General features: G+C 69.3%; 22 protein-coding genes, 1 tRNA gene and 1 pseudogene. 8 read left to right on the top strand and 16 right to left on the bottom strand.

Annotated elements, in window-relative coordinates:
* Window positions 1-88: 88 nt before the first annotated feature.
* From ACMYLB_RS05220 to ACMYLB_RS05185, 8 genes are all read right to left on the bottom strand, one after another.
* Window positions 89-1,336 (bottom strand): hypothetical protein, encoded by a 1,248-nt coding sequence (locus ACMYLB_RS05220; protein ID WP_415909898.1) that lies wholly within the window; start codon window positions 1,334-1,336, stop codon window positions 89-91.
* Window positions 1,333-3,081, bottom strand: coding sequence for a sensor histidine kinase (locus ACMYLB_RS05215; protein WP_415909897.1), 1,749 nt, complete (start codon window positions 3,079-3,081; stop codon window positions 1,333-1,335). Before ACMYLB_RS05215 ends, ACMYLB_RS05220 begins: the two co-directional genes overlap by 4 nt.
* Window positions 3,078-3,758 carry a carboxypeptidase regulatory-like domain-containing protein gene (locus tag ACMYLB_RS05210; protein WP_415909896.1) on the bottom strand — a complete coding sequence of 227 codons (681 nt, stop codon included), beginning with the start codon at window positions 3,756-3,758 and terminating at the stop codon, window positions 3,078-3,080. Before ACMYLB_RS05210 ends, ACMYLB_RS05215 begins: the two co-directional genes overlap by 4 nt.
* Window positions 3,759-3,810: 52 nt before the next feature.
* Complete coding sequence (locus ACMYLB_RS05205; RefSeq protein WP_415909895.1) at window positions 3,811-4,488, bottom strand: response regulator transcription factor; 678 nt, start codon at window positions 4,486-4,488, stop codon at window positions 3,811-3,813.
* Between the two features lie 88 nt (window positions 4,489-4,576).
* Complete coding sequence (locus ACMYLB_RS05200; protein ID WP_415909894.1) at window positions 4,577-4,729, bottom strand: DUF4266 domain-containing protein; 153 nt, start codon at window positions 4,727-4,729, stop codon at window positions 4,577-4,579.
* Between the two features lie 106 nt (window positions 4,730-4,835).
* Window positions 4,836-5,357: a TlpA family protein disulfide reductase gene (locus tag ACMYLB_RS05195; RefSeq protein WP_415909893.1), complete on the bottom strand. Its 522-nt coding sequence runs from the start codon at window positions 5,355-5,357 to the stop codon at window positions 4,836-4,838.
* Entirely contained in the window at window positions 5,344-6,330 is a 987-nt protein-coding gene (locus ACMYLB_RS05190; protein ID WP_415909892.1) for an FAD:protein FMN transferase, read from the bottom strand. The genes ACMYLB_RS05195 and ACMYLB_RS05190 overlap by 14 nt, the downstream gene beginning before the upstream one ends.
* 21 nt (window positions 6,331-6,351) lie before the next feature.
* Window positions 6,352-8,754: a methylated-DNA--[protein]-cysteine S-methyltransferase gene (locus ACMYLB_RS05185; RefSeq protein ID WP_415909891.1), complete on the bottom strand. Its 2,403-nt coding sequence runs from the start codon at window positions 8,752-8,754 to the stop codon at window positions 6,352-6,354.
* A 104-nt stretch (window positions 8,755-8,858) separates the two neighbouring features.
* Between ACMYLB_RS05185 and ACMYLB_RS05180 the strand changes: the two genes are divergently transcribed.
* From ACMYLB_RS05180 to ACMYLB_RS05170, 3 genes are read left to right on the top strand one after another with little or no spacing between them, the layout of a single operon-like run.
* On the top strand, window positions 8,859-9,428 hold the full coding sequence (locus ACMYLB_RS05180; protein ID WP_415909890.1) for a hypothetical protein: 570 nt from the start codon (window positions 8,859-8,861) through the stop codon (window positions 9,426-9,428).
* On the top strand, window positions 9,428-9,676 hold the full coding sequence (locus ACMYLB_RS05175; RefSeq protein WP_415909889.1) for a hypothetical protein: 249 nt from the start codon (window positions 9,428-9,430) through the stop codon (window positions 9,674-9,676). The genes ACMYLB_RS05180 and ACMYLB_RS05175 overlap by 1 nt, the downstream gene beginning before the upstream one ends.
* Window positions 9,565-9,825 (top strand): hypothetical protein, encoded by a 261-nt coding sequence (locus tag ACMYLB_RS05170; protein WP_415909888.1) that lies wholly within the window; start codon window positions 9,565-9,567, stop codon window positions 9,823-9,825. Before ACMYLB_RS05175 ends, ACMYLB_RS05170 begins: the two co-directional genes overlap by 112 nt.
* Window positions 9,826-9,835: 10 nt before the next feature.
* Here the strand turns inward: ACMYLB_RS05170 and ACMYLB_RS05165 are convergent, their stop codons facing one another.
* Entirely contained in the window at window positions 9,836-10,588 is a 753-nt protein-coding gene (locus ACMYLB_RS05165; protein WP_415909887.1) for a hypothetical protein, read from the bottom strand.
* Window positions 10,589-10,626: 38 nt separating this feature from the next.
* Window positions 10,627-11,718, bottom strand: a complete 1,092-nt coding sequence (gene aroC, locus ACMYLB_RS05160) for a chorismate synthase (RefSeq protein ID WP_415909886.1) — start codon at window positions 11,716-11,718, stop codon at window positions 10,627-10,629.
* A gap of 60 nt (window positions 11,719-11,778) precedes the next feature.
* Between aroC and ACMYLB_RS05155 the strand changes: the two genes are divergently transcribed.
* Window positions 11,779-12,387: an NADPH-dependent FMN reductase gene (locus ACMYLB_RS05155; RefSeq protein ID WP_415909885.1), complete on the top strand. Its 609-nt coding sequence runs from the start codon at window positions 11,779-11,781 to the stop codon at window positions 12,385-12,387.
* Between the two features lie 9 nt (window positions 12,388-12,396).
* Here the strand turns inward: ACMYLB_RS05155 and ACMYLB_RS05150 are convergent.
* Window positions 12,397-12,472, bottom strand: a tRNA-Arg gene (locus tag ACMYLB_RS05150).
* A gap of 107 nt (window positions 12,473-12,579) precedes the next feature.
* Here ACMYLB_RS05150 and rpsR point away from each other — a divergent pair.
* On the top strand, window positions 12,580-12,771 hold the full coding sequence (gene rpsR, locus ACMYLB_RS05145; RefSeq protein WP_415909884.1) for a 30S ribosomal protein S18: 192 nt from the start codon (window positions 12,580-12,582) through the stop codon (window positions 12,769-12,771).
* Between the two features lie 23 nt (window positions 12,772-12,794).
* Window positions 12,795-13,828, top strand: a pseudogene (locus tag ACMYLB_RS05140) (L-threonylcarbamoyladenylate synthase).
* Here the strand turns inward: ACMYLB_RS05140 and ACMYLB_RS05135 are convergent.
* The 3 genes from ACMYLB_RS05135 to ACMYLB_RS05125 all read right to left on the bottom strand — a co-directional run bounded on the left by ACMYLB_RS05135 (window position 13,825) and on the right by ACMYLB_RS05125 (window position 17,837).
* Window positions 13,825-16,041 (bottom strand): GumC family protein, encoded by a 2,217-nt coding sequence (locus ACMYLB_RS05135; RefSeq protein ID WP_415909883.1) that lies wholly within the window; start codon window positions 16,039-16,041, stop codon window positions 13,825-13,827. The pseudogene ACMYLB_RS05140 and the gene ACMYLB_RS05135 sit on opposite strands and share 4 nt — an antisense overlap.
* A 4-nt stretch (window positions 16,042-16,045) precedes the next feature.
* Window positions 16,046-16,645, bottom strand: coding sequence for a polysaccharide biosynthesis/export family protein (locus ACMYLB_RS05130; RefSeq protein WP_415909882.1), 600 nt, complete (start codon window positions 16,643-16,645; stop codon window positions 16,046-16,048).
* Window positions 16,646-16,712: 67 nt separating this feature from the next.
* Window positions 16,713-17,837, bottom strand: a complete 1,125-nt coding sequence (locus ACMYLB_RS05125) for an outer membrane beta-barrel protein (protein ID WP_415909881.1) — start codon at window positions 17,835-17,837, stop codon at window positions 16,713-16,715.
* Window positions 17,838-17,999: 162 nt separating this feature from the next.
* On the opposite strand from ACMYLB_RS05125, the gene ACMYLB_RS05120 reads away from it, so the two are divergent.
* On the top strand, window positions 18,000-19,604 hold the full coding sequence (locus ACMYLB_RS05120) for a tetratricopeptide repeat protein (RefSeq protein WP_415909880.1): 1,605 nt from the start codon (window positions 18,000-18,002) through the stop codon (window positions 19,602-19,604).
* Between the two features lie 24 nt (window positions 19,605-19,628).
* On the opposite strand, the gene hisC is transcribed toward ACMYLB_RS05120, so the two are convergent.
* Window positions 19,629-20,729 carry a histidinol-phosphate transaminase gene (gene hisC, locus ACMYLB_RS05115; protein WP_415909879.1) on the bottom strand — a complete coding sequence of 367 codons (1,101 nt, stop codon included), beginning with the start codon at window positions 20,727-20,729 and terminating at the stop codon, window positions 19,629-19,631.
* A 45-nt stretch (window positions 20,730-20,774) separates the two neighbouring features.
* Here hisC and ACMYLB_RS05110 point away from each other — a divergent pair, with 45 nt between their 5' ends.
* Window positions 20,775-21,842, top strand: coding sequence for a serine aminopeptidase domain-containing protein (locus tag ACMYLB_RS05110; RefSeq protein WP_415909878.1), 1,068 nt, complete (start codon window positions 20,775-20,777; stop codon window positions 21,840-21,842).
* A gap of 13 nt (window positions 21,843-21,855) precedes the next feature.
* On the opposite strand, the gene ACMYLB_RS05105 is transcribed toward ACMYLB_RS05110, so the two are convergent.
* Window positions 21,856-22,455, bottom strand: a complete 600-nt coding sequence (locus tag ACMYLB_RS05105; protein WP_415909877.1) for an HAD family hydrolase — start codon at window positions 22,453-22,455, stop codon at window positions 21,856-21,858.
* Between the last annotated feature and the right edge of the window lie 105 nt (window positions 22,456-22,560).

Genomic DNA, 22,560 nt, shown 5'->3' with positions numbered 1-22,560 from the left:
GCAGCCGTGCCGCGCCCAAGGTCGCGAAAACCGTCCGCGGGGAAAGCGGCCACTCGTAACAGGCCTGTTACCGCGCCGCGACGGGCCGTCAAAAGCGCAGCAGCAGTTGCACCGCAAACGTCGTCGCGCCGCCGCCGGTGCCGGCGCGCCCGCGCTCGCAGTCGCACTCGAGCTTAAGTTCCGTGTGCGGCGTGAAGCGATAGCCCGCCGCGAGATCGAGGCGCGATTCGCCTGCGCCCCACGATACCGGGCGGTGCGTGATCTCGTCGGGCACGTCGCCGAATGTCTGGCGGTTCCAGCGCGCCGCACCGAAGAGCTGCGGCGTGAACTTGTATTTCACTTCGAGGAAACCGACGAGCGTGTCCGCATTCCCCACGCCGGGAATGGCGAAGCGCGCGCGGTAACCCTCGGCCCAGAGCTGCCAGTGCCGCCACGCGAAGCTGGCGTCGAGGCCGAGCGTCGTCTGGCGATAGTCGCCCAGCGTGCGTCCCGCGGGCAGCGTGCGCGCGGCGGAATCGCGCAGGTAGGTGCCCGTGCCGAACGACACGCCGAAATTCCACCGCAGGTCCGGCCGCCAGCCGATGCGCGCGTGCCAGGCCGGGTTTTGGAATTGCGTGTGCGTGATGTCCCACGCGTCGGGGCGCGAGGAGAGCGCGGTGTTCTTCACCTCGAGCGCATAGTCGAAACGCTCGCCGCGCCCGGCGACGGACGCGCCGCTCGCATACGCCGGCCCCCAGATCACCGGGACGCGATACTCGTCGTTCGGGCTCGGCGCGAACGGCCCGATCATGTGCGCCCACGAACGCAGCACGGTGGCGGAGCGCGCCGCCGTCTCGTCGAAGATGCCGGTGGGGTTTTCATAGGCGAGCGGCGCGGTCACGAACGGATTGTCCCACGCCTGATGGCGCTTCACCCACTGCCCGACGACCGTCGCGAATTTCCCGAGCTGCAGCGCGAATCGCTCGGACGCTCCCGGCGTGACGCGCAAGGCATACTCGTCGAGCCGCACGCCGCGGCCGCCCGCCCCCGGATCGAAGCCGCCGTCAACGCGCGCCTGGGCGAAGAAATAGCAGCGCGGGCCCGCCTGCGCGTCGAGGAAGAGGACGAGCCGCGGATCGAAGAGCGCGCGGGCGCTCGACTCGATCAATCCGGGCGCGGGCTGGTCGAAGCGGTAGTAATTCACCTCGACCGCGCCGCTGAGCCGCGCGCGCCAGGAGCCGTCGTCCGCCGCGCGCGTCAGGTCCGCGTCGAGGCGGTCGAGCCACTCGTCGTCCCAGGCGCGGGCGCCGGCGGGTCCGGCGCCGAGGAGGGCGAGGGCGACGCGCAGCGCTTTCATGGCGTGGCAGGCGGCTCGGCGCGCACGAGGCGCACGGCGAACTCGGTCCAGTCGTCCGACGAGCGCAGCAGGCGCAGGTCGCCGCGATGCAGCCGCGCGAGTTCGCGCGCGAGGTTGAGGCCGAGCCCGTGACCGGGCTTGTTTTCCGCCACGGCGCCGCGATGGAAGCGCTCGAAAATGTGCGCCTGCGACTCCGGCGGGATCGTCGGGCCGGTGTTGCCAATGACGAGGCGCACCTCGGCGCCGTCGACGCTCGCCGCGATGCGCACGCGGCCGCCGGGGCGGTTGTATTTCCGGGCGTTCTCGAGGAGGTTCTGGAGGATGAGCGTCGTGTAGCGCCTTTCGCCGAGCACGAACAGCGCGCCCGGCAGCCCGCGCTCGACCGTGAGATCGCGGCCTTCGGGCAGCGTGCTCAGGTCGTCGAGCCACGCGTCGATCAGCGGCACGAGGTTCAGCGGCGCGAGTTCGAGTTGCAGCCGGCCCTCGTCGAGACGCGAGAGCAGCAGCAGATCCTCGATCACGCTCGAGAGGCGGAACGTCTGGTGCACGAGCGTCGACACCTCCTCGCGCGCCTCGTGGTCGAGCTTCTTGCTCGCGAGCAGATCCTCGAGGCCGGTGCGCAGCACGGCGACAGGCGTCTTGAGCTGGTGCGAGGCGTTGGCGGAGAAACGCGCGGTGCGCTCGAGCTCCTCCTGGCTCATTTCCAGCGCCGCCTCCGTGCGCCGCAATTCCGCACGGTTCTGCTCGGAGTCGATGGCGAGCCTCTCGACCGGCCGGCTCAGGCGCGTCGCGAGCACGCGGCTGGCCGCGAACGAACCGAGCAGCAGCACCGCCCACGCCGCGGCGAATTGCCCGAGAAGCACGTGCTGTCGGTGCGCGAGATCGGCGAGCGGGTAGATGCAGACCTCGCCGGCCGGCGGATAGCTGGAGTCGGGGTTCAGGCGCTTGTAGAAAAGCAGGCACGGGGCGCCGCCGAGCTCCAGCGGGAAGCTGCGCTCGCCCGCTCCGCGCGCGACGATGTCCGTCGCGATCTGCTCCGCCACCGCGGCGGCCTCGGCGGCGCGCAGATCCGCCAGGTGCAGCCGTCCGTCGAGCCAGAGTCCGCGCTCGAAGGACGCCCCCGGCGGCCGGCCCAGCGCCAGCGGTTGGAATCCCAGCACAAGCACGGCGATCGTCTCGCCGGTTTCGGAGGAGGGAATGGGAATCGCGAGGATCTCGTGCAGCGCCCCGTCGGCGGCGAGGTAGCCGCGCTGCGGCCGCGCGGGCACCGCGCCGGGGCGGAGCCGCCTTTCGGCGGCGGGGGAAAGCGCGCCGACTGCGGCGCGATCCGGCGGCGGGATCGTTGCGCCGCGCGCGTCGAGGAAGCGGTAGAACTCGGCGCGGAACGCCATCGCGGGGCTGTCCGGATCGGCCGTGCCGGCCATGATGCCCGCGAGCTCGTCGCGCGCGCTCGGGTAGAGCAGATCGAGCGCGTTGTCCTCGAGCGCGGCGCGCAGGCGCGGTTTGGTGGCGAGCATGCGGCAACGCTCGGCCAGCGCGGCATCGCGCACCGCCTGGGCCGCGTGCACCGCCGCGACCTCGGCGCGGAACTCGCGCTCGAACGCGGCGCGCACCGACTCCGCGAGGTTCCGCTGCGAGTAAAGGAGGCCGAGCGCGGTGGCGATCGAGACCACCACCATCATCGCCACCATCAGCTTCGTGCGGTAGCCGGGCATCGTGGCGGCGGTCGGCGGCGCGGGGTTCACGGGAACTCGACGTGCAGCGTCTCGCCGTCGCGCAGCTCGACCGTGCGCGCGAGCGTCGTGCGGCTGTCGCGCCAGACCTTCAGCGTGAAGCGCCCGGCGGGCAAGCCGCCCAGGCGGAAATTCCCCGCGGCGTCCGTCGTGACGAAATGCGGCGTGTCGAGCACGAGGATGAGCCCGCGCATGTGCTCGTGGATGTCGCAGCGCAGCACGACGAGCCCGGGGGTCTCGAACGTCACGGTCGGCACCGGCTTGTCCTCCTTGCGATAGCGGCCGAGATCGAAGCGCTTCGTCGGGGAATAGGAGAAGATATTGTGGTAGACGTCGTCGTGGTTCGGGAACTCCACGACCGTGCCGGCCTCGATCGCGAGCAGCGTCGGCACGAAGCTCATGTTTTCCTGGCCGACCTGCGCCGTCGGCCGCCGCGCGGCGGGCCGCGCGAAGTCGCCCGCGAGATACGCGACGGCGAGCGGCGGATTGGTCGCCAGCACGCCGTCCTTCGAGACGATTTCGTAGCGCTGGTTCACCACCGGGGTGGCACGGGACTTCGGCAGCGCGACGCGCCCCTCGATGACCGCGTCCGCGCGGGCGGCCACGACGGCGCCCGCCAGCGCCGCGAGCGCCGCCAGCACACGTGCAGGGCGGAGGAAGGGCGGACGAGGGAGCGAGCGTGGATTCATCGCGGCGGGACGAAACGGAGCATGACGCGACCCCGCAGGGCGCCGCAAGCGCTCACGCGGGAGCCTGGATCGTGTAGCCGACGAGCCGTTGGGTGTGGATCAGGGCCACGGCGAAGCCCGCGTCGATCTTCTTGCGGAGGCGGGTGACGAAAATCTCCACCGTGCGCGTGTCGTATTCGTGGTCGCGCTGCCAGATGCGCTCGCACAGCTCCGTGCGCGAGAAGACGCGCCCCGGCTCCTGCATGAGCACGTGCAGCAGGTCGAACTCGCGCGGCGAGAGGGCGACCGGCTGTCCGGCGCGCGTCACGCGGCGGTGGATGACGTCCATCGCCAGGTCGCCGACGCGCAGCAGGTCGGCCTTGTCGACCGGCACGCCGCGCCGGCCGAGCGCCTCGACCCGCGCGATCAACTCCTCGAGCGAAAACGGCTTGGCCAGGTAATCGTCCGCGCCGGCCTTCAGGCCCTTGACCCGGTGCTCGACCTCGCCGCGCGCGGTGAGGATCAGGACGCGGGCGGGGTGCGCGGCCTCGCGGAGCTTCGCCAGGACCGCGAAGCCGTCGAGCGTCGGCAGGTTGAGATCGAGCACGATGAGGTCGGGCGCCTCGTTCAGCGCGGTGCGCAAGCCGGCCGCGCCGTCGGACTGCGTGTTGACGAAATGGCCGTTGCGCACGAGCGCGCGGGTGACGTGCCGGGCGAGCTGCAGCTCGTCCTCGATGATGAGAATCCGCATGACGAAGGGGCGGGATGCTTCTCTGCGCCGCGCGCGGGTTTGTCGATGGCGTTTGCCGCGCCACCGCGGGCCCCGGAGCGAGGACGCGTCAGTTGCAGCCGCAGCCGCTGCCCTTCACGCCGCGCCCGCCGGTGGCGGCCTCGCGCGAGAAGTAGATGTGCTCGTCCATCGTGCGGGCGAGCGGATCGCGGTCGGAGCGCATGGTGTAGTGCGCGAACGCCTCGCGTTCATACGGCTTCACGCGCGCGAGCTCGGCCGAGGAGCAGCCGGAGAGCGCGAGCGCGCCGAGTGCGGCGGCGGCCAGCGCGAGCGCCGCGCGGGGGATCGGTTCGTTTTCATGGGAGGATTCATTTTTCGGCGAGCGCGGCCTCGACGGCGCGCTGCAGTTCCGCGGTGGTGGCGGCGCCGTGGAAGCCGACCCCGACGAACCGCACGCGGCCGTCGCGACCGATGAGGAAACAGGTCGGCATCGCCGGCACCTCGACGGTCGAGGCGAGCCGATGCCGGACATCGCGCACCGTGACGAACGGCGGCTGCAGACGCTTGAGGAAGGCGTCGTAGGCGGCGCGCTGCTTGTCGACGCTCACCCCGGCGATCGCGAGTCCGCGGGCGCCGTAATCCGCGTGCAGGCGCGCGTAGACCGGGAACGACGCCTGGCACGGCTCGCACCAGGAGGCCCAGAAGTCGACGAGCGTCACCTGTCCCGCGAGCGGCGGGAGGCGGCCCTCGAGCGAAAGGGCGGAGTCGTTCAGCGCGGGAAAGGCGTCGCCCACGGCGACGCGAGCGGGCAACGCGGGGAGCGCGGCGAGCGCGACGGCGGCGAGAACGAGCAGCCGGGCGGGAAGGCGAAACGGATCACGAGGCGACATAGGCGTAGAAACCGCGGGTGTGATGGCGTGCGGTCTCGGTGACGATCACGCCTTCGGCGCCGGGGCAATGCGCGATGAGCTCGAGCCCGCGCTCCGCGCCGAGCACGAACGCGGCGGTGGCGAGCACGCCGGCCTGGAGGCAGGTGTCGGCGACGACGGTGACTTGCAGGCAGCCGTTCGCGACGGGCCAGCCGGTGCGCGGGTCGACGATATGGCCGTAACGCCGGCCGTGGAGATGGAAGCACCGCACGTAGTCGCCTGACGACGCCACGCCGCGCCCGTCGCGCACCGCGAGGCTGCCCCAGGCGGCGCCGGGATGGCGCGGGTCTTCGAGGCCGAGATGCCACGCGATGCGCGCCGGCGGTCGGCCGAGCGCGTAGACGTCGCGGCCGAAATCCACGAGCGCTGTCGCGATGCCGTGCTGGCGCGCGAGGTGCGAGACGATGTCGACGGCGTATTCCTTGCCGAAGCCGCCGAAGTCGAGCGCCATGCCCCGTTCCGGCAGAAAGATCCTCCCGGGCGCGCGCCGCACCCTGTCCCAGCCAACGAGGCGGCGCGCGGCGGCGATCTGCGCCTCGGCCGGAATCGTCGGGCGCTCGGCCTTCCAGTTCCAGAGGCGCAACAGCGGCAGCGCCGTCGGATCGAGCACCCCGCCGGTCGTGGCGTGGAGCGCGTCGCCGAGCGCGAGCATCTGCTCCATGTCCGCGTCGACCTCGACCCACGCGCGGCCGGCCGCGTCGTTGATGCGGCTGACGAGACTCGTCGGACGGAACCGCGAATACTTCGCCTCGAACGCGCTCACCCACCCCATGACCGCACGCTCGAACGCGGTCGCCGACGCGGCGCCGGCGGGCGCGACGTATTGCACCTCGCAGGTCGTGCCGAGCGCGGGAAACGCGAGCCGGCGCAGCGCTGTTTCCCCGGCGGACGCAGCGCGGGCGGGCGGGCGAGCGGGACTTTCGGCGGCGGTCATGGGCGCGCGAGCAGACCGGCGTTACCAGGAGAACTTCGCGCCCAGGGTGACGACGTCCGCGCGCGGATAGGCGCTCGCCGGTGTCACGCCGTCGCGGCCGCGCATGTCGTAGCGCGCGAACTCGGCGTCGAGCTGCCAGCGCGGCGAGAGCGTCGCGACCGCCTTGAGCGCGAGCGTCTTCGAGCGCAGGTCCGACAAGCGGTAGTCGGATGAGTAGAACGGCCCGCCCGGCCGCGGCGCGCCCCCGGTGGGCACGATGTCCGTGCCGTCGAGACGATAGAAATAGAAGTCCGCCGCGCTCTGCGTGTAGAGGCGCAGGTGCGGGATGAGCACAAGGCGAGCGCCGAGCTTCTGCAGCCACGAGAACTCGAGCGTGTGGCTGTTGGTGCCGAACGTGTCGTGATAGAAGCGGTAACTCGCCTCGATGGCGGCGTTGGCGGACGGCAGGGCGCGGTTGAGCGAAGCGAGCGCGGTCCATTTCGTGCGCGCGTCGGGGCGATTCTCGCCGAAGGTGAACGGCAGGAAGATGCCCGGGCCGACCTCGACGGATTTCTGGACCAGTTTGTATTGGTCGTTGAGGTAGCCGGTCGCGCGACTGACGGAGAGGTTGAACGCGACGGAGGTGTTCGCGTCGAGGAGCTGGGTCACGCCGGCGGCGAGATCGAGCGAGCGCTTCCGCGCCCACGGCGTCTGGTAGAAAACCTTCACGTCATCGCTCGTGCCGCCGAGGCCGAGGAGGAGCGTGGTGTTTTTCTCGTTGAAATCGCCGAGCGCATTCAGCGACCAGCCCTGCGAGCGGTAGTCGCTCTCGCGGCTGTTGGCGTAGCTGCCGGCGAGATTCCAGTGCGCGAACGGGCGCGACAGGTCGAGCGACCACTCGTGGCGCCGTTCGCTCAGGTGCGTGAGCACGACCTGATCGCTGCCCGAAGGCGCAGGCTGGCCGTTCGGTGTGGCGCCGGCGATCGCGTCGGTGACGCCCTGGAGCTTCAGGCGGACGTCGGACCCGAGGTCCTGCTCGATGAGCGCGCTTTGCGTGGTGACCGCGATGCGGTCATGCGCCTCGCTGTAGTCCTCGTATTTGTAGGTGAGCGCGTTGTCGGCGCGGGCGCGCGGCGAGGCGAGGTCGAGCCAGGCGGCGAGGGCCAGGGCCAGCCCGAGCGGGCGCGTGCGAGCGGAAGGGGCGGAGGAAGTTGTCATCGCGGGAGGGTTGTCCCGCCGCGCGAAGACGGAGTGCGCGGCAGCACGCGCACTGTTGCGCCGGCGCGGCGCGCGAAAAGTAACGGACCGTAACAGGGCTGTTACGCCGCGACGCCCGGGCGCTCGCACGCCCGTCCGCTCAGCGCTGGTGCTTGCGCTCGTGCTCGAGCAGGCGCTGCTTCCGCCAGAGGCCGCCGGCGTAGCCGCAGAGGAGCCATCGGCGTTGATCACGCGGTGGCAGGGGATGACGAGCGCGATCATGTTCGAGCCGTTGGCGCGGCCGATGGCGCGCGCGGCCTTGGGCACGCCGACGCGCTGCGCCATCTCGAGGTAGCTGCGGGTGCGGGCCGGCGGGATGCGGCGGAGTTCCGCCCAGACCCGGTTCTGGAACGCCGAGCCGACCGGCGCGAGCGGCAGGTCGAACGCGAGTGATTCGCCCGCAAAGTAGCGCGCGAGCTGCGCGGCCGTGGCCGCGAGCGTCGGGTGATCGCCCGGCACGATGACGCATTTCAGGCGGCGGCGCAGCAGCTCGATCTCGCGCTCGAGCCCGCGGCGGTCGACGAACTCGAGCAGGCGCAGGCCGGCATCGTCGGCCAGCGCGACCATGGTGCCGAGCGGCGTCTCGATGCGGCGGGCGAGCAGACAGGTCTTGTGCGCCGCCTCGCGCGGGGCGTCGCCGAAGAGCCGCGCGAAGGCATCGCGGAAGCCGCTCGTCGACTCGTAGCCCGTGGCCAGCTGCGCCTCGACCACGGGCTGGCCGGACTTGAGGCCGTGCAGCGCCAGGCCCATGCGCCGGGCGCGCTGGTAGGCGTGGAACGTCATTCCGTAGTAGGCCTTGAACTGCCGGCGGGCGGTGGAGGGCTCGATCCGGAGCGCGACGAGATCCTTGTCGGTGACGCGTCCGTCCTTCGCCTCCTCGACCGCGCGGCGCAGGCGCTCGACGAGCGCGGGGACCGGACGCGTCGCGTCCATGGGCTTGCACAGGCGGCACGGGCGGTAGCCGCCGTGGAGCGCTTCGGTGACGGAGGGGAAGAACTCGACGTTCTCCTCCTTGGGAAACTTGGCGCGGCAGGTCGGGCGGCAGAAGATGCCCGTAGTCTTCACGCCGGTGAAAAAGACGCCCTCGTAGGCCGGGTCGCGCCGGCGGACCGCGCGATACATCGTGCGGAAATTCGGCAGCGTGTGCGTGGCGGAGTTCGGGGGCACGGGATGGTCGAGCTGGATCATGCTGTAAGCGTAGCCGACGTCCGCGCAAGTCCGCGGCCGAAATTCGGGCAAGGAAATCGGGGCGGCGCATTGACCGGCGCGGCGCGGCGGAGTTGACTGCCGGCATGAGCCAACGCGTCTCCCGTCCCGCCAGCTGGCAGCAGGCGATCGCCCGTTTCCCGGCCGCGCTGCGCGCCGATCTCGACGCCCTCTGGGAAAAGGGCGGCGTGGTCGCGCCGGCGCTGGTCGACCGCCTGCGCGCGAGCGTCGGGGGCGACCTCGGCGCGGCGATGATGCGCCTGCTGCCGCTGGCGCAACACTACGCGGTGGTGCCGGTGTCGCATTTCCGCGTCGGCGCGGTCGCCGCGGGCCTGCCGGCGGCGCGCGGGGCGAGCCCGGCGCTGTATCTCGGCGCGAACTACGAGTTCGAGGGCGTGGCCCTGAGCTTCACCGTGCATGCCGAGCAATGCGCGACGAACCATGCCTGGCTGCACGGCGAGCGCGGCCTCTCGCTGCTGGCGGTGACGGCGGCGCCCTGCGGCTATTGCCGGCAGTTTCTCAACGAGCTCAGCACGGCGGCGAAGCTGTCGGTGCTGCTGCCGGCGGACACGCGCCGCGGCTTCAGCACGACGCGGCTCGGCGCGCTGCTCCCCACTCTTTCGGCCCGACCGACCTCGGCATCCGCGGCGGCCTGATGGACCCGGCGCTCGCGGCGCCGACGCTGAAGCTGGCGGGCCGGGCGAAAGGCGACGCGGTGGCCGCGGCGGCGCTCGACGCCGCGCGCCGCAGCTACGCCCCTACCCGACCGACAAGGCCGGGCAGTTCGCCGGCGTGGCGCTGCAGTTCGCGGACGGCGCGGTATTCGCCGGACGCTACGCGGGCAACGCGGCCTACAACCCGAGCTTGTCGCCGCTGGAGTCGGTGCTGGCCTTCGCGCACCTGAGCTCGCCGCTGGGCGTCGCGCGGCGCGTGAAGCGCTGCGTGCTCGTCGAGGTGCCGACGCTCGCTTGCCAGCGCAGCGCGACGGAGGCGGTGCTCGCGGTCGTGGCGCCGCGCGTGCGGCTGGAGTATTTCGCCGCGCAGCTCGGCTGAGCGGCGGCGCTCAGTCTGGCAGGTAGTTGCGGATGTCCGGGAGCTCCTTGACCCGGCGGCCGCTGCGGTTGCGCTCGAAATACGGCTCGGGTTTCGGCAGGTCGCTGTCCTCGTCGATCTCCTCCTCGTCGTCAGTCTCGATTTCGATGCCGGAGAGGTCCTCGACCTCGTCGAAATATTGCGCGACGCGGCGGGGCGTCGGATCGAGCACGATGGCGGGGTTGGGCAGGCCGCCCTTCTTCACGTGGACGAAGTGCGCCGGGTAGGCCTGGTCCTCGTAGCGGCGGATAAAGGTGCTCAGCCACTTGTTGGCCACGCCCTCGCGCTTGGCCAGGAAGACGACGTCGGAGAAATAGACGCAGGCGTCGAACCAGGCCGCCAGCGGCGGCTGCTTCTCGGCCAGCTGGCAGTCGACGACGGTGAAGATGCGCGCCAGTTCGGCGTGGTGGCGAGCGAGCCAGGGCTTGAGCGCCTCGAGCTGGCTCATCGGATCGCCGCGCGATTCGGCGAGGAAGAACACGGCGCCCCGGGCGGGGAGTTCCTGGTCGGGCAGCTCGGTGCCGTTCCACGACCAGCGGCGCACTTCGACGTTGGCGCGCGCGGCGAGCTTCTCGTCGGCCGGGTCGGCGGGCTCGCCGGCGGCGAGGAGGACGAGCGCGGGCTCGTCGGCGGCGAAGCCGTTTTCGATGAGATCGAGCACGAGGCCGCGGCGGCCCGAGCCGGGCGTGCCGAGGATGAAATAAAAGGCGGCGGAGGAACTCATCGCGAACGGAACGAATCCGGGCGCACGCGCCCGACAAGTCAGAACTTGAAGGTCAGGTTTTGCGCCGCGTGGCGCATCCAGTGGTCGACGAGCACGAGCGCGGTCATCGCCTCGACGATCACGACCGCGCGCGGCACGACGCAGGGATCGTGACGGCCGCGGCCCAGCAGCTCGGTCGGCCCGCCGTAGACGTCGACCGTCTGCTGCGCCTGCATGATCGTGGCGGTGGGCTTGAACGCGACGCGGAAGACGATCTCCTCGCCGTTGCTGATGCCGCCCTGCACGCCGCCGGACTTGTTGGTGGCGGTGTGGACCTTGCCGCGCTTGACCACGAACGCGTCGTTGTGTTGCGAGCCCTTGAGCAGGGTGCCGGTGAAGCCGCTGCCGATCTCGAAGCCCTTGGTCGCGGGCAGCGAGAGCATGGCCTTGGCGAGGTCGGCCTCGAGGCGGTCGAAGACCGGCTCGCCGAGGCCGGCGGGGACGTTGCGCACGCGGCACTCGATGATGCCGCCCACGGAATCGCCCTCGGAGCGGGCCTGCTTGATCGTCTCGATCATCTTCTCGGCGGTGGGGCCATGCGGACAGCGGACGGCGTTGGCCTCGACCTCGTTCAGCGTCGGAAAATGGTCGAGCGACGGCGCGGCGATGTGGTGGATGTGCGTGACGAAGGCGCGGATCTCGACCTTGCCGGCGAGGGTGAGGATCTTGCGCGCCACGGCGCCGGCGGCGACGCGACCGACGGTCTCGCGGGCGGAGGAACGGCCGCCGCCGCGGTGGTCGCGGAGGCCGAACTTGGTCTGGTAGGTGAAGTCGGCGTGCGAGGGGCGGAACTTGTCCTTCATCTCCGCGTAGGCGGAGGAGCGGGCGTCGGCGTTGCGCACGAGCAGCGCGAGCGGCTGGCCGGTGGTGAAGCCCTCGAAGAGGCCGGAGAGGAACTCGACCTTGTCCTCCTCCTTGCGCGGCGTGGTGATGTCGCTCTGGCCCGGACGGCGGCGGTCGAGATCGGCCTGCACGTCCGCCTCCGCCAGCGGCAGGCGCGGCGGGCAGCCGTCGATCACGACGCCGATGGAGGGGCCGTGGCTCTCGCCCCAAGTCGAGATGGTGAAGAGTTTGCCGAACGAGTTGGGCACGACGGAGAGGTTGGGCGATGGCCGCTTGCAAGCAAGCCCCGGCTCGCCATCGTGCCCCGCATGAAGTTCTTCGTGCTGAGCGGCAGCCACCGCGCCGAGTCGCAGTCGCTGAAGGTCGCGAACTATGTGCAGGCGGCGCTGCCGCAGGAGGTCGCGGGGGCGGAGGTGTTCCTCTACAGCCTGAGCGGCAACCCGCTTCCGCTCTGGGACGAGGCGACCGGCGGCGCGCCGGACGCGCTGTGGGACCCGATCTCGCGCGAACTGCAGGCGGCCGACGCGCTCGTGGTCGTCACGCCCGAGTGGAACGGCATGGTCACGCCGGGCGTGAAGAATTTCCTCCTGAACTGCACGGCCGGCGAAATCGGTCATAAGCCCGGCCTGATCGTCACCGTGTCGGCGGGGCGCGGCGGCAGCTATCCGGTCGCGGAGCTGCGCATGAGCGGCACGAAGAACAACCGACTCGCGTGGATCCCCGAGCACGTGATCGTGCAGCACGTCGAGGGCAACCTGAACGCGCCCGACGGCGCCGAAGGGATCGCGAAGGAGGATGCCACGATCCGCACGCGCCTGCGGTATGCGCTGCGCGTGCTCGGCGCCTACGGCGCGGCGCTGCGCGGCGTGCGCGCGAGCGGCGCGATCGACCACCAGCGCTTCCGCAGCGGGATGTAGCCGCGGGTTTGGCGCCCCCGCCCGGACTTGAACCGGGATACGCGGTTTAGGAAACCGCTGCTCTATCCAGTTGAGCTACGGGGACTAATCCCAACGGAAGCAAGGCGGGGCGGGGCGAGGCGGCAAAGCTAAAAAATGCCCGTTGACAGGGGGAGGCCCGGCCGCAACATCTCGTCCCCTTTTCCAATCTCCATGAGCACCGAACAGAAGCAACAGAGCCTCAAGCCGGAAGAGATTCCGATGACCCAGCCGCAGCTGATGTCCCGCTACATCACCGACACGGGCAAGATTCTCCCCCGCAAGTATACCGGCATGTCGGCCAAGCAGCAGCGTGAGGTGACGCGCAAGATCAAGCGCGCGCGCCAGATGCTGGTGATGCAGTAAGCCGGAGCTCGACCTCCTTTCGCATTGAGCCGGAGCAGCCGCTCCGGCTTTTTGTTTGGCCGAATGAAAACCCGCGTGCACCCGCCGACTCCCGCCGCACTGCGGCGGCTGGCCGCGGCCTTGCGGCGCGGCGAACTGGTCGCGATCCCGACCGAGACGGTCTACGGCCTCGCGGCCAACGCGCTCGAGGCCCGCGCCTGCCGGAGGATCTTCACCGCGAAACGCCGGCCGGCCGACGATCCGCTGATCGTGCACGTGAGCGACCTGCGCGGGGCGGAACGGCTGGCGGAACTCAACGCCGTGGCGCGTGCGCTCGCCCGGGCGTTCTGGCCGGGTCCGCTCACGCTGGTGCTGCCGAAGCGCGCGTGCGTGCCGGCGATCGTCACCTCCGGCCAGCCAACGGTCGCCGTGCGGGCGCCGGCGCATCCGCTGGCGCGACGGCTCCTGGCGCTCGCGCGCGTGCCCCTCGCCGCGCCGAGCGCAAACCCTTCGGCTACGTCAGCCCGACGACCGCCGCGCATGTGCTCGACGGACTCGGCGGCCGCATCCCGCACGTGCTCGACGGCGGCGCCTGCACCGTGGGCGTGGAGTCGACGATCGCCGACGTGACCGATCCCACCCGGCTCGTGGTGCTGCGACCGGGCGCCATCTCGGCGGCCGACCTGCGGACCGCGCTGGAGCGCGCCGGGATCAAGACCCGCATCGGGAGGAAGGCCCGCGAACGGACGCTCGCGCCCGGGCTGCTCGACCAGCATTACAGCCCGCACACGCCGCTGACGCTCGTGGCCCGCGCGCCGCGCACGGTCGGGGAAAGGACCGGCGTGATTTACTGGCAGCGTCCGCCCCAAGCGGCCGCGCGGGCCGGCGTTTTTGCGCTGACCCGCCGGGGGACGCGGACGACGCCGCACGCTCGCTCTACGCGGTCCTGCGCGCGGCCGACGCCGCGGGCTTTTCCGCGCTGGTATGCGAAAAGGCACCGGCGAGCGCCGGTGCCTTGGGAGAGGCCATCAATGATCGGCTGCGGCGCGCGGCGGGAAAGCGGCGCGCGGCGCACTAGCGCAGCGGGGCTTCGCCCTTCTCGCGCTTCGACATCGTGATGTAGTAGTCCTTGTAGGACTTGTCGTAGTATTGGGCGTAGTAGTAGCCCGAGACGGTGAGATTGAGGCCGTTGAGCACCGCGCCGAAGCAGGGGACATTCGCCTCGAGCAGGCGGCGGGCGGCGAACTGCGCGGCCTTGCGACGCACGCGGTTGAAGTAGATCGTGAACATCGAGCCGTCGACGAGGGGGAGGATGATGAGCGCGTCGCTCACGGCCGCGAGCGGCGGCGTGTCGAAGAACACGCGGTCGTAGCGCTTGCGCAGCTCGGAGATCATCACCTCGAAGCCCTTGCTGTTGAGGATCTGGGTCGGGTTCTTGGCGCGACCGCCGGCGGGAATGATGTCCAGGCCGGGGTGGTGGTTCTTGACCGTGACATCATCCAGCGACGCCGTGCCGGCGCAGACGTCGATGACGCCCTTGAGATTCTCGATGCGGAACGATTTGTGGACGTTCGGCTTTCGCAGGTCGCAATCGACGATGCACACGCGCTCGCCGTGGGCGGCGAACGTCAGGGCGAGATTGGTCGAGACGAACGACTTGCCCTCGCCGGGGATGGTCGAGGTGGTGAGGATGCACTGGGCATTCTTGCTCTCGTCCTTGAGGCGCAGGCTGGAGTGCAGGGCGAGGAAGGACTCGGCGACCTGCTTGTCCTGGTTGTTGACGACGATCTGCGCCTTGTCGGGCTGCTCCATGCGCTTGATCTCGGGAATGATGCCGACGAGCGGGAGGCCGATGACGCCCTCGATGTCGAAGGAGGACTTCACGCGGTCGTCGATGTAGGCGACGAAGAAGGCGAAGGCGGTCCCGAGGGCCAGGCCACCGAGGAAGCCGAGGGCGAGGTTGAGCGGGATGTTGGGCGAGTAGGGCTTAAGCGCCGGCGCGGCGCGATCGACGATGCGCGCGTTTTGCGTCTCGATGGTGCTGCTCATCGAGGTTTCCTTCATGCGCGCCAGGGTGTTCCCCAGCAGCTGCTCGCTGATGCGGAGATCGCGTTCGAGGTTCGAGTATTCGACGGCCGCGCGATCGAGCTCGAGCGACTCGGACTCCTGCTTGGCCAGGGAGGCGCGCGCCTGCTCGTCGCTGCGCACCGCCGTCTGGTAGTCCGCCTCAGTCATGGCGACGGCAGTGGCAAGGGCGCGGTTGAGCTCCGCCTCGGTCTGGTTGAGCGAATTGATCGCTTCGATCATCTTCGGGTGCTTGTCGCGGTAGCGCTCACGTAGCTGGGCGATGACGATCTTCTGTGCCGCGACCTGCTGGACGAGTTGGGCGATCAGGGACTGGCTCGAGATGAACGGCAGGTCGAGCAGCGCGGTGAGCGGCTCGCGCCGCTCCTGCACCTGCTTCCAGCGCACCTCAGCCTCCTTGCGCCGCGAATCGGTCTGCGTGACGTAGGTGTTCAGCGCCTTGAGCTTCTCGGTGACGATGTCCTTGCGCTGGTCGAGCGAGACGAGGTTGTTCTTCTCGCGATACCCTTGGAGCGAGAGGGCCAGCTCCTCGACCTTCTTCTTTTGCTGGTCGGCGCGGATCTTGAGTTCGTCGACGGCCTTCATCGATTCCTCGATGCGGAGGCGCGAATTGTGCGCGATGAACTCGTCGAGGAAGAGATTCGCGATCTTCGCCGCCACGAAGCGGTCCGGATGCGTGTATTGCACCTGAATGATCAGGCTCAGGCGCACGGGGACGATCTTGCGATTAAGGAGGATGATGCCAGCGGGAGAAACCGGCTCGTCGCTACTGGATTTCTGATAAGGCGCGAGAAACTGGCGGAGATCCTCTCCCTGCAGGCGATCCGCAACGGCTTGGACGATAGCTAGACTCTCCAGCACCTTGACCTGCGTATTCAAATCTTCAGCCGAACGAATCTCGTTATCGACGACGCCCTGCACCTGCATGACCACCGGATCACGGCGGAACACCTGCACGCTAGCGGTAGACTGGTAGAGACGGGTGCGGGTGAACGTGTAGACGCCGACCGAACTCAGAACGAGAAGGAACACGACGACGATATACCACACGCGTTCCCGGAGGATGAGCATGTAGTCCTGGAAGCCACGCTGGATCGTAGTCTCGGACCCGCCGTTGCCACCGTAGCCGCCGTAATTGTTACCGTAGTATGTGTAAGGATAGGCACCAGAGCCCGAGCCCTTGTCGAATTTGGTCGTCTGTTCCATGGGCTTAGAGAATGCGTTCCGGCACGAAGATGACATCACCCTTCTGGAGCACCCATTTTTCGGTGGAACTGCCCTTCATGAGATCGTCGAGATTGATGGTATAGATTTCGGTCTTTCCGTCCGGCCCCTCCCGCGTGAGGCGAACCTTCCGGATGTCGGCGACTCGCGCCTGTCCGCCGGCCTTGGCGATCGCTTCCATGATCGTCATCTGCTGTTCCGGCGTAAACGCGATCGCCCCGGGTTGATTGACCGCTCCCAGCACCTGCACGGTGCGAGGGGTGTATTCGAGAACCGTGATGGTGATCTGGGGATTCTTCAGGTAATCGGCGTCGTAGCGCGCACGGATCAACTCTTCGGCCTGACGGACGGATTTGCCGGTCAAATCAATCAAGCCGATGAGCGGAAGATTGATCGTGTATTCCTGGCTGATCCGAACCTGACGCTCCAGGTCAGGCTCCTGAAAGACCATCACGCGGAGAAGGTCCAAGGGCTGCAGCGTGTAGTCGACAGCCGGCGCCGCTTTGGCAGCGGGCGGCGGCTCTTCCGCGAGCGCGCCGGCTACGAGAGCGAGGCACACCGTCGGGAGGAAAAGAAAACGTCTCATGAGAAAAGCGAAACGGAAGAAGATCGCAAACGACCTTCTTCCGTCCAGAGAAATCCTGAAACAGTCTTCAGTAACGGAGATTGGCGCCGATGCTGAAAACGTTGTTCGCGAACTCGTAGTTGCTGTCGTTCGAGCTGTTCTTGCGATACGTGTAGGAAGCGGTGAAGTTGACCGCGTTGCTCAGGATGTAGGCGACACCCACGCCACCCTGGACGAAGTCGTCCGAGTGAGTGGGGAAGTCGATCGAGCGATAAGCAAGGTTAGCATTCCAGCTCCACTGATCATCGATCCGCGTGTTGGCGCCGGCGCTGAGCGAAAACGTCTTGGTCGACTCGCCCAAGGCCGAAGCACCAAAATCGTTCGAGAGGCCGATCGTGTAGGAAGTCTTCGGCGAATACGTGTAGACGAAGTTCGAATCGATGCCGAAATCGGAGTCATCGCGGCCAGAGTCCAGTTTGCGCAGGCCATAACCCACGCGCAGCTGACCGGTGAGCTTCGGGGTGAACTCGCCACGGGCACCGATGTTGAAGAAGTGGTCCTTGCTGTCGACCGCGGCACCCGAGAGGTCCGTGGAGCGATAACGATAACCGACGCTCCACTGAAGCTTCGGAGAATACTCGAAATAGGCATCAACCGGCAGCGTCCAGATGCTGCTGTCGCGATACCCTGGGCCGGCGACGTAGTCGGTTTTGTCGAACTTGGCACCGACGCCCACCGAGGTTTTCTCCGTCGCACCGAACTCCGAGAGGGCGCGCGCGCTGGTCAGGTTGCGTTCGACGATGTCGCCCGGGGCCGATGTGTCGTTCTGGGCGGATTCCGAGTAGGAGGCTCCGAGATCAAGCTTCGACTTGCCGTTGTTGTAGAGAGAATTAAAGCCAACGTTCGACAACGACGTATTCTGCTGGTCATTGTCGGTATAGCGCAGAATGTCTTGGCGGAAATAAAAATTGCCAGAAGTCGCGGCATTGCGGCCGAACTGCAGATCGAGACCAGGCGAAAGCGTGAACACAGTATCGCTCACCTCCGGGCGGGCGCTCGTGCCGGGGCGCAGATAGATATTGTCGTCGTAATTTACCACCACCGCGCCGGTGAGAAAGAGCTCAGCATTGTCGCCGAGGGCCACAAAGGGGGCAGCCGAGAGTGAAGATGCGCCAAGCGCGAGCAGGGCGAGCAAACGTCCGTGTGTTTTCATACTAATTTAAGGTGTGTCTAGGTCAGCGAGCTACGTGGAATCAGGAAGATGCAAAAGAATTTCCCGAGCAAGGATTATTTCCGGCATTTTTTGAGGCCTGTTTTCGGGCTCGTGAACAGGGAAAACATCTCACCTAGTCACCGAAGAGTTATCCCCGTGAGGATGATCCCAAATCTCCTCTGTCGCATCGACGCCGCCGACGTCGACACCCAGCGTTTCCGTCCGCACTGGCATCGCATCACTCTCGTCGCCGTGATGGCCCTGCTGGCGTGCGGTCTGTTGCTCAGCGGAAGCGTTTGGCTTTATCTCACCCGCGCCAGGAATCTCAGCGATATTCGCTACGCGGACACCCTGACGCCCGGGGGATGGCGAAGCATTCGCACCGCAATCGGCGATCGTGCGCTCGGCGATGCGGCCGAGGCCCTCAAGCTCCGCGACATCGACACCGCGGTCCGCCTCTACCGCGTCGGTCTCGCCAAATCACCGCGCAACGCTCCGGGCCGCATCGCGCTCGCCCGGCTCTACACGGAGCTGCGCCGTCCGGACCTCGCGCGCGATCTGCTCGTCGGCGGCCTGCCGGTCCTGGCCGAAAATCCCGAGTATCTCCGCCTGAGCCTGGGCTTCCTGCTCGAGTTTCAATTCGACGCCGAGCTGCGCCAGGTCGCGGAGCCGCTCCTGAGGCACCGATCTCCTGCCGTCCGCCGCCAGGCTGCGCTCCATTGCGCGGCCGTTGCCTTTCACCGGGGCGATTTCGATGGTGCCGAGAGCATCCTCGCCCGCCATCGGCTCGCCGACTCTGCCGAGGGCGCCCTCCTGCTCGCCCGCGGGGACTTCGAACGCGGCTACCCCGAGCTCGCTCTCGCCCGACTCACGCCCGCCCTGAACGAGTCCTCCACCCAAGCCGCCGCGCTGGCGCTCGCCTCGCGCATCCACGCTCGCCTCGGTCGCACCCCGGACCTCGCACGCACCGCGATTCTCCGGCTCGCCGACGATCCCCTCTCCCCTGCCCCGCGCCTCGCCGTTCTGCAGCAACTGCACGACCAAGACCGTCCCGCCGAACTCGACCGCGAGACCGACACCTATCTGCGGCTCTTCACCCACGACGCGTCGGCCCTGCTGGCCCTGGGGGATTTTGCCGCCAACACCGGCCAGCCCGAACTCGCCCGCCGCATCCAGCAAGTCTTCGCCGAGCACCGCTGGCCGCCCGAAGCCCCCGCGTTGCTCTACGCCGAGGCCTGCCTCGCCGCCCGTCGCTACGCCGAGGGACTCGCCGAGCTCGACCGCCAATTCCCCTCCCGCTCCCGTTCGGACGCGCGCTACGGCCCGGCCCTCGACGGGCTCCGCGCGGTCGCGCTCTTCGGCCTCGGGCACGCCGACGAGGCCCAGCTCCAACTCGAACACCTCCTCGCCCAGCCCAACCTGCGCGCGGAAAACCTCTCCGCGGTCGCCACGCGCCTGCTCGCCTTCGGTCGCGTCCCGTCCGCCCGCACCGTCCTCGCGCGCGCCGTCGAACTCGATGCACGCAACCAGCCCGCGCTGGCTGCCCTCGTCCGCCTCGAAGCCGAGCTCGGCCAGATCGACGCCCTTTCCGGCCACCTCCGCCAGTTCCTCGCCGTCCGCCGTCCCTCGCACGAGGTGCTCGTCTTCGTCTACCGTCGCCTCGGCAGCGACCTGTATCTCCTGCACCCCGAACAACGGCCGCTCCTCGCCGAACTGCGCCAGCGCATCGAGCGCGACGACGCCCTCGCCTCCGCCAGGAACCTCTGATCCGCCGGGGGCCGGCGGCGCCGCTCAGCTCCGCCCCAGCACGTTCGCGAGAGTGTCGAGCAAGCGCGCGTTTTGCTCCCGCGTGCCGACGCTCACCCGCAGCCACTCCGGCAGCCCATAGGGCTTCACCGGCCGCGTGATCAGCCCGCGCCGCTGCAGGGCGTCGAACACCGCCCCGCCGTCGCCGACCTTCACGAGGAGAAAATTCCCCTGCCCCGGCACGAACTCGAGGCCGAGCTTCCGGAAGCCCTCGCCGAGCTGCGCCAGGCCTGCGCGGTTCTCGCGCCGCACCATCGCGACGAACTCCGCGTCGTCCAGCGCCGCCACCGCCATCGCGGCCGCGATCGCGCTGACGTTGAACGGCTGGCGCGCGCGCTGCACGATCGCGATCAGCTCCTTCGCCGCATAGCCGTAGCCGACCCGCAGCGCGGCGAGGCCGTAGATCTTCGAGAACGTCCGCAACCCGATCACCTTCCGCCCCTCCGCGATCAGCACGCGCAGGTCCGGCGGGTTCTCGAGGAACTCCGCGTAGGCCTCGTCGAACACGAAGATCACGTGCTCCGGCAGCGAGCGCACGAGGGCGAAGATCTCCTCCGCCGTGTTCGTCGCGCCCACGGGATTGGCCGGGCTGGCGAGGAAAACCAGCCGCGTGCGCGGCGTCACCGCCGCCCGCAAGGCCGCCAGGTCCTGCTTCAGCCCGGGCGCCAGCGGCACTTCCACCGGCGTCGCGCCGAACATCAGGGTCACGAGCTTGTAGACGATGAACGACGCCTGCGGCATCACGCACTCGACGCCGGGCGCGAGGAACGCGTGGCCGAGCAGCTCGAGGATCTCGTTCGAGCCGTCGCCGATGACGAACTGGTCCATGCCCAGGCCCCAGTGCCTCGCCAGCCGCTCGCGCAGCACGTAGTAGCCGCCGTCGGGGTAGAGGTTCGCCTCGCGCAGCGCCTTCTCGCCCGCGGCGACCGCCCGCGGCGACGGTCCGAACGGATTCTCGTTCGACGCCAGCTTGACGATGGTCGCGGGATCGAGCCCGAGCTCGCGCGCGACCTGGTCGATCGGCTTGCCCGGCTCATACACCGGCTGCGTGAGAATGCCCTTGTTCGCCAGCTCCGCGTAGGTCATGGCAGAAACCCACCGCGCCCCGCCGTTCGCTTCAAACCTAAACCCGTGCGCTCCTTCCGCCTTTTAGTTTTCCTTTCGCTGGCATTCACGGGCCTGCGCGCCGGCGACGTCGTGGTCGAGACCGGCCGGCTCGATTCGGGCGCGCTCTACACCGTCGCCAAGCCCCTCCGCTGGAACGGCCGCGTGCTGCTCCTGGCCCATGCCTACCGCAGCGACGAGCAGCCGCTCCACGCCAGCCTGCCCGCCGACTCGCCGCTCGCTCGCCCACTGCTCGACCAGGGCTGGCTCGTCGCCACCACCAGCTTCCGCCGCAACGGCGTCATCCTCCAGGACGCCATCGACGACCTCGACACGCTCCGCCGCCAGATCGCCGCCGTGCACGGTCCGCCCCAGCGCGTCTACCTGCTCGGCGAGGCCATGGGCGGCGCCATCGTCACCCGCATGGTCGAGTCCCTGCCCGACGACTACGCCGGGGCCGTCGCGATCAGCCCGGACTTCCAGCTCCAGGAGCCCCCGCCCACTCTCGGCCTCAGCCTGCAGCCCCGCCGCCCGCTGCTCCTGCTGGCGAACCAGTCCGAGATCTCCGCTCCGCGCGGCTACGTTGCCACCGCGGCCAAGGCCGCCTTTCCGCCCGTGCTCTGGCACGTCGCGCGCAACGGGCACGCGAACGTCAACTCGCGGGAGAAACTCGCCGCGCTCGCCGCCCTCGTCCGCTGGGTCGAGGAGGGCCGCGCGCCCGCGCCCAACGCCGACGCCACGCGCGCCCCCGACAACGGCCCGTCGCAGATCGCGTTCGCACCGGACAATTCCGCCGGCGCCGGCCGCGTCACCGCCGTCCTGCCGGGCTCCGGCGATCTGGTGGTGAATTTCCAGCCCGCCGATCTCGCCCGCCTCGGCATCAAGTCGCGCACACGCTTCGCCCTCGTCCTCGGGCCGCGCGTCATCCGCGTCTTCTACGCCACCACCCCCGCACCGGTGAAGCGCGACGAGTGGCTCGGCTTCCCCGAGGCCGACGGCTGGTTCACGCTCGCCATCAACCGCGGCAATGCCGCCGCCGTCTCCGGCCTGCGGGTCGGCGACGCCATCGTGCTCCGCCGCCTGGCGGAAAACTGAGCGGCGCGGCGGCTCAGCGCGCGAGCCCGCGGCTGGCGACGCGGACCCACGGCATGCCGGCGGCCTCCGCCGCGCGGAAACCGGGATCGGCGTCCTCGAACACCAGGCACGCCGCGGGCGCGACGCCCATCTTCGCCGCCGCGAGCAGGAACATGTCGGGGGCCGGCTTGCCGTGCACCACGTCCTCCGGCGTCACGAGGATCGGAAACAGCTCCGCCAGGCCCGTCACCTCGAGCGTGCGGCGCACGATCGGCTTCGGCCCGCCCGACGCCACCGCCACCGGCGCGCGCTTCGCCACCGCGCGAGCGAAGTCGACCACCGGCTGGATCACCCGCAGCTCGCCCTGCATCGAGAGGAAGATCTCCTCCTTCTCGTGGAAGACGCGCTCCGGATCGAGCACGAGGCCGTAGTGCTGCCCCATGAGCTCGGCCACACGCCGCGTCGGCACGCCGCCGAGCGAGTAGAACAGCTCCTCGTCGAGCTCGCCGCGGAGCCCGTGGCGCTGCAGCGCGGCGCTCCACGCGCGGTAATGCAGAGGCATCGTGTCGACGAGCGTGCCGTCGCAGTCGAAAATGTAGCCGCCGAAGATGCCGGCCGGGATGTCGAGTCTCATGGAAGCGGCCGAGCGAAGCGCGCTTCGCGCCCCGCGCAACGGCAATCTGTGTCGCCCGGAGCCTCCGCGGCGGGAGTTCCCGCGCGCGCTCCGGGCGGGCGCCCC

This window comes from Oleiharenicola sp. Vm1 (assembly GCF_047777955.1).
Classification (GTDB): Bacteria; Verrucomicrobiota; Verrucomicrobiia; order Opitutales; family Opitutaceae; genus Didemnitutus.
This window is presented reverse-complemented; position numbering and strand designations above follow the sequence as displayed.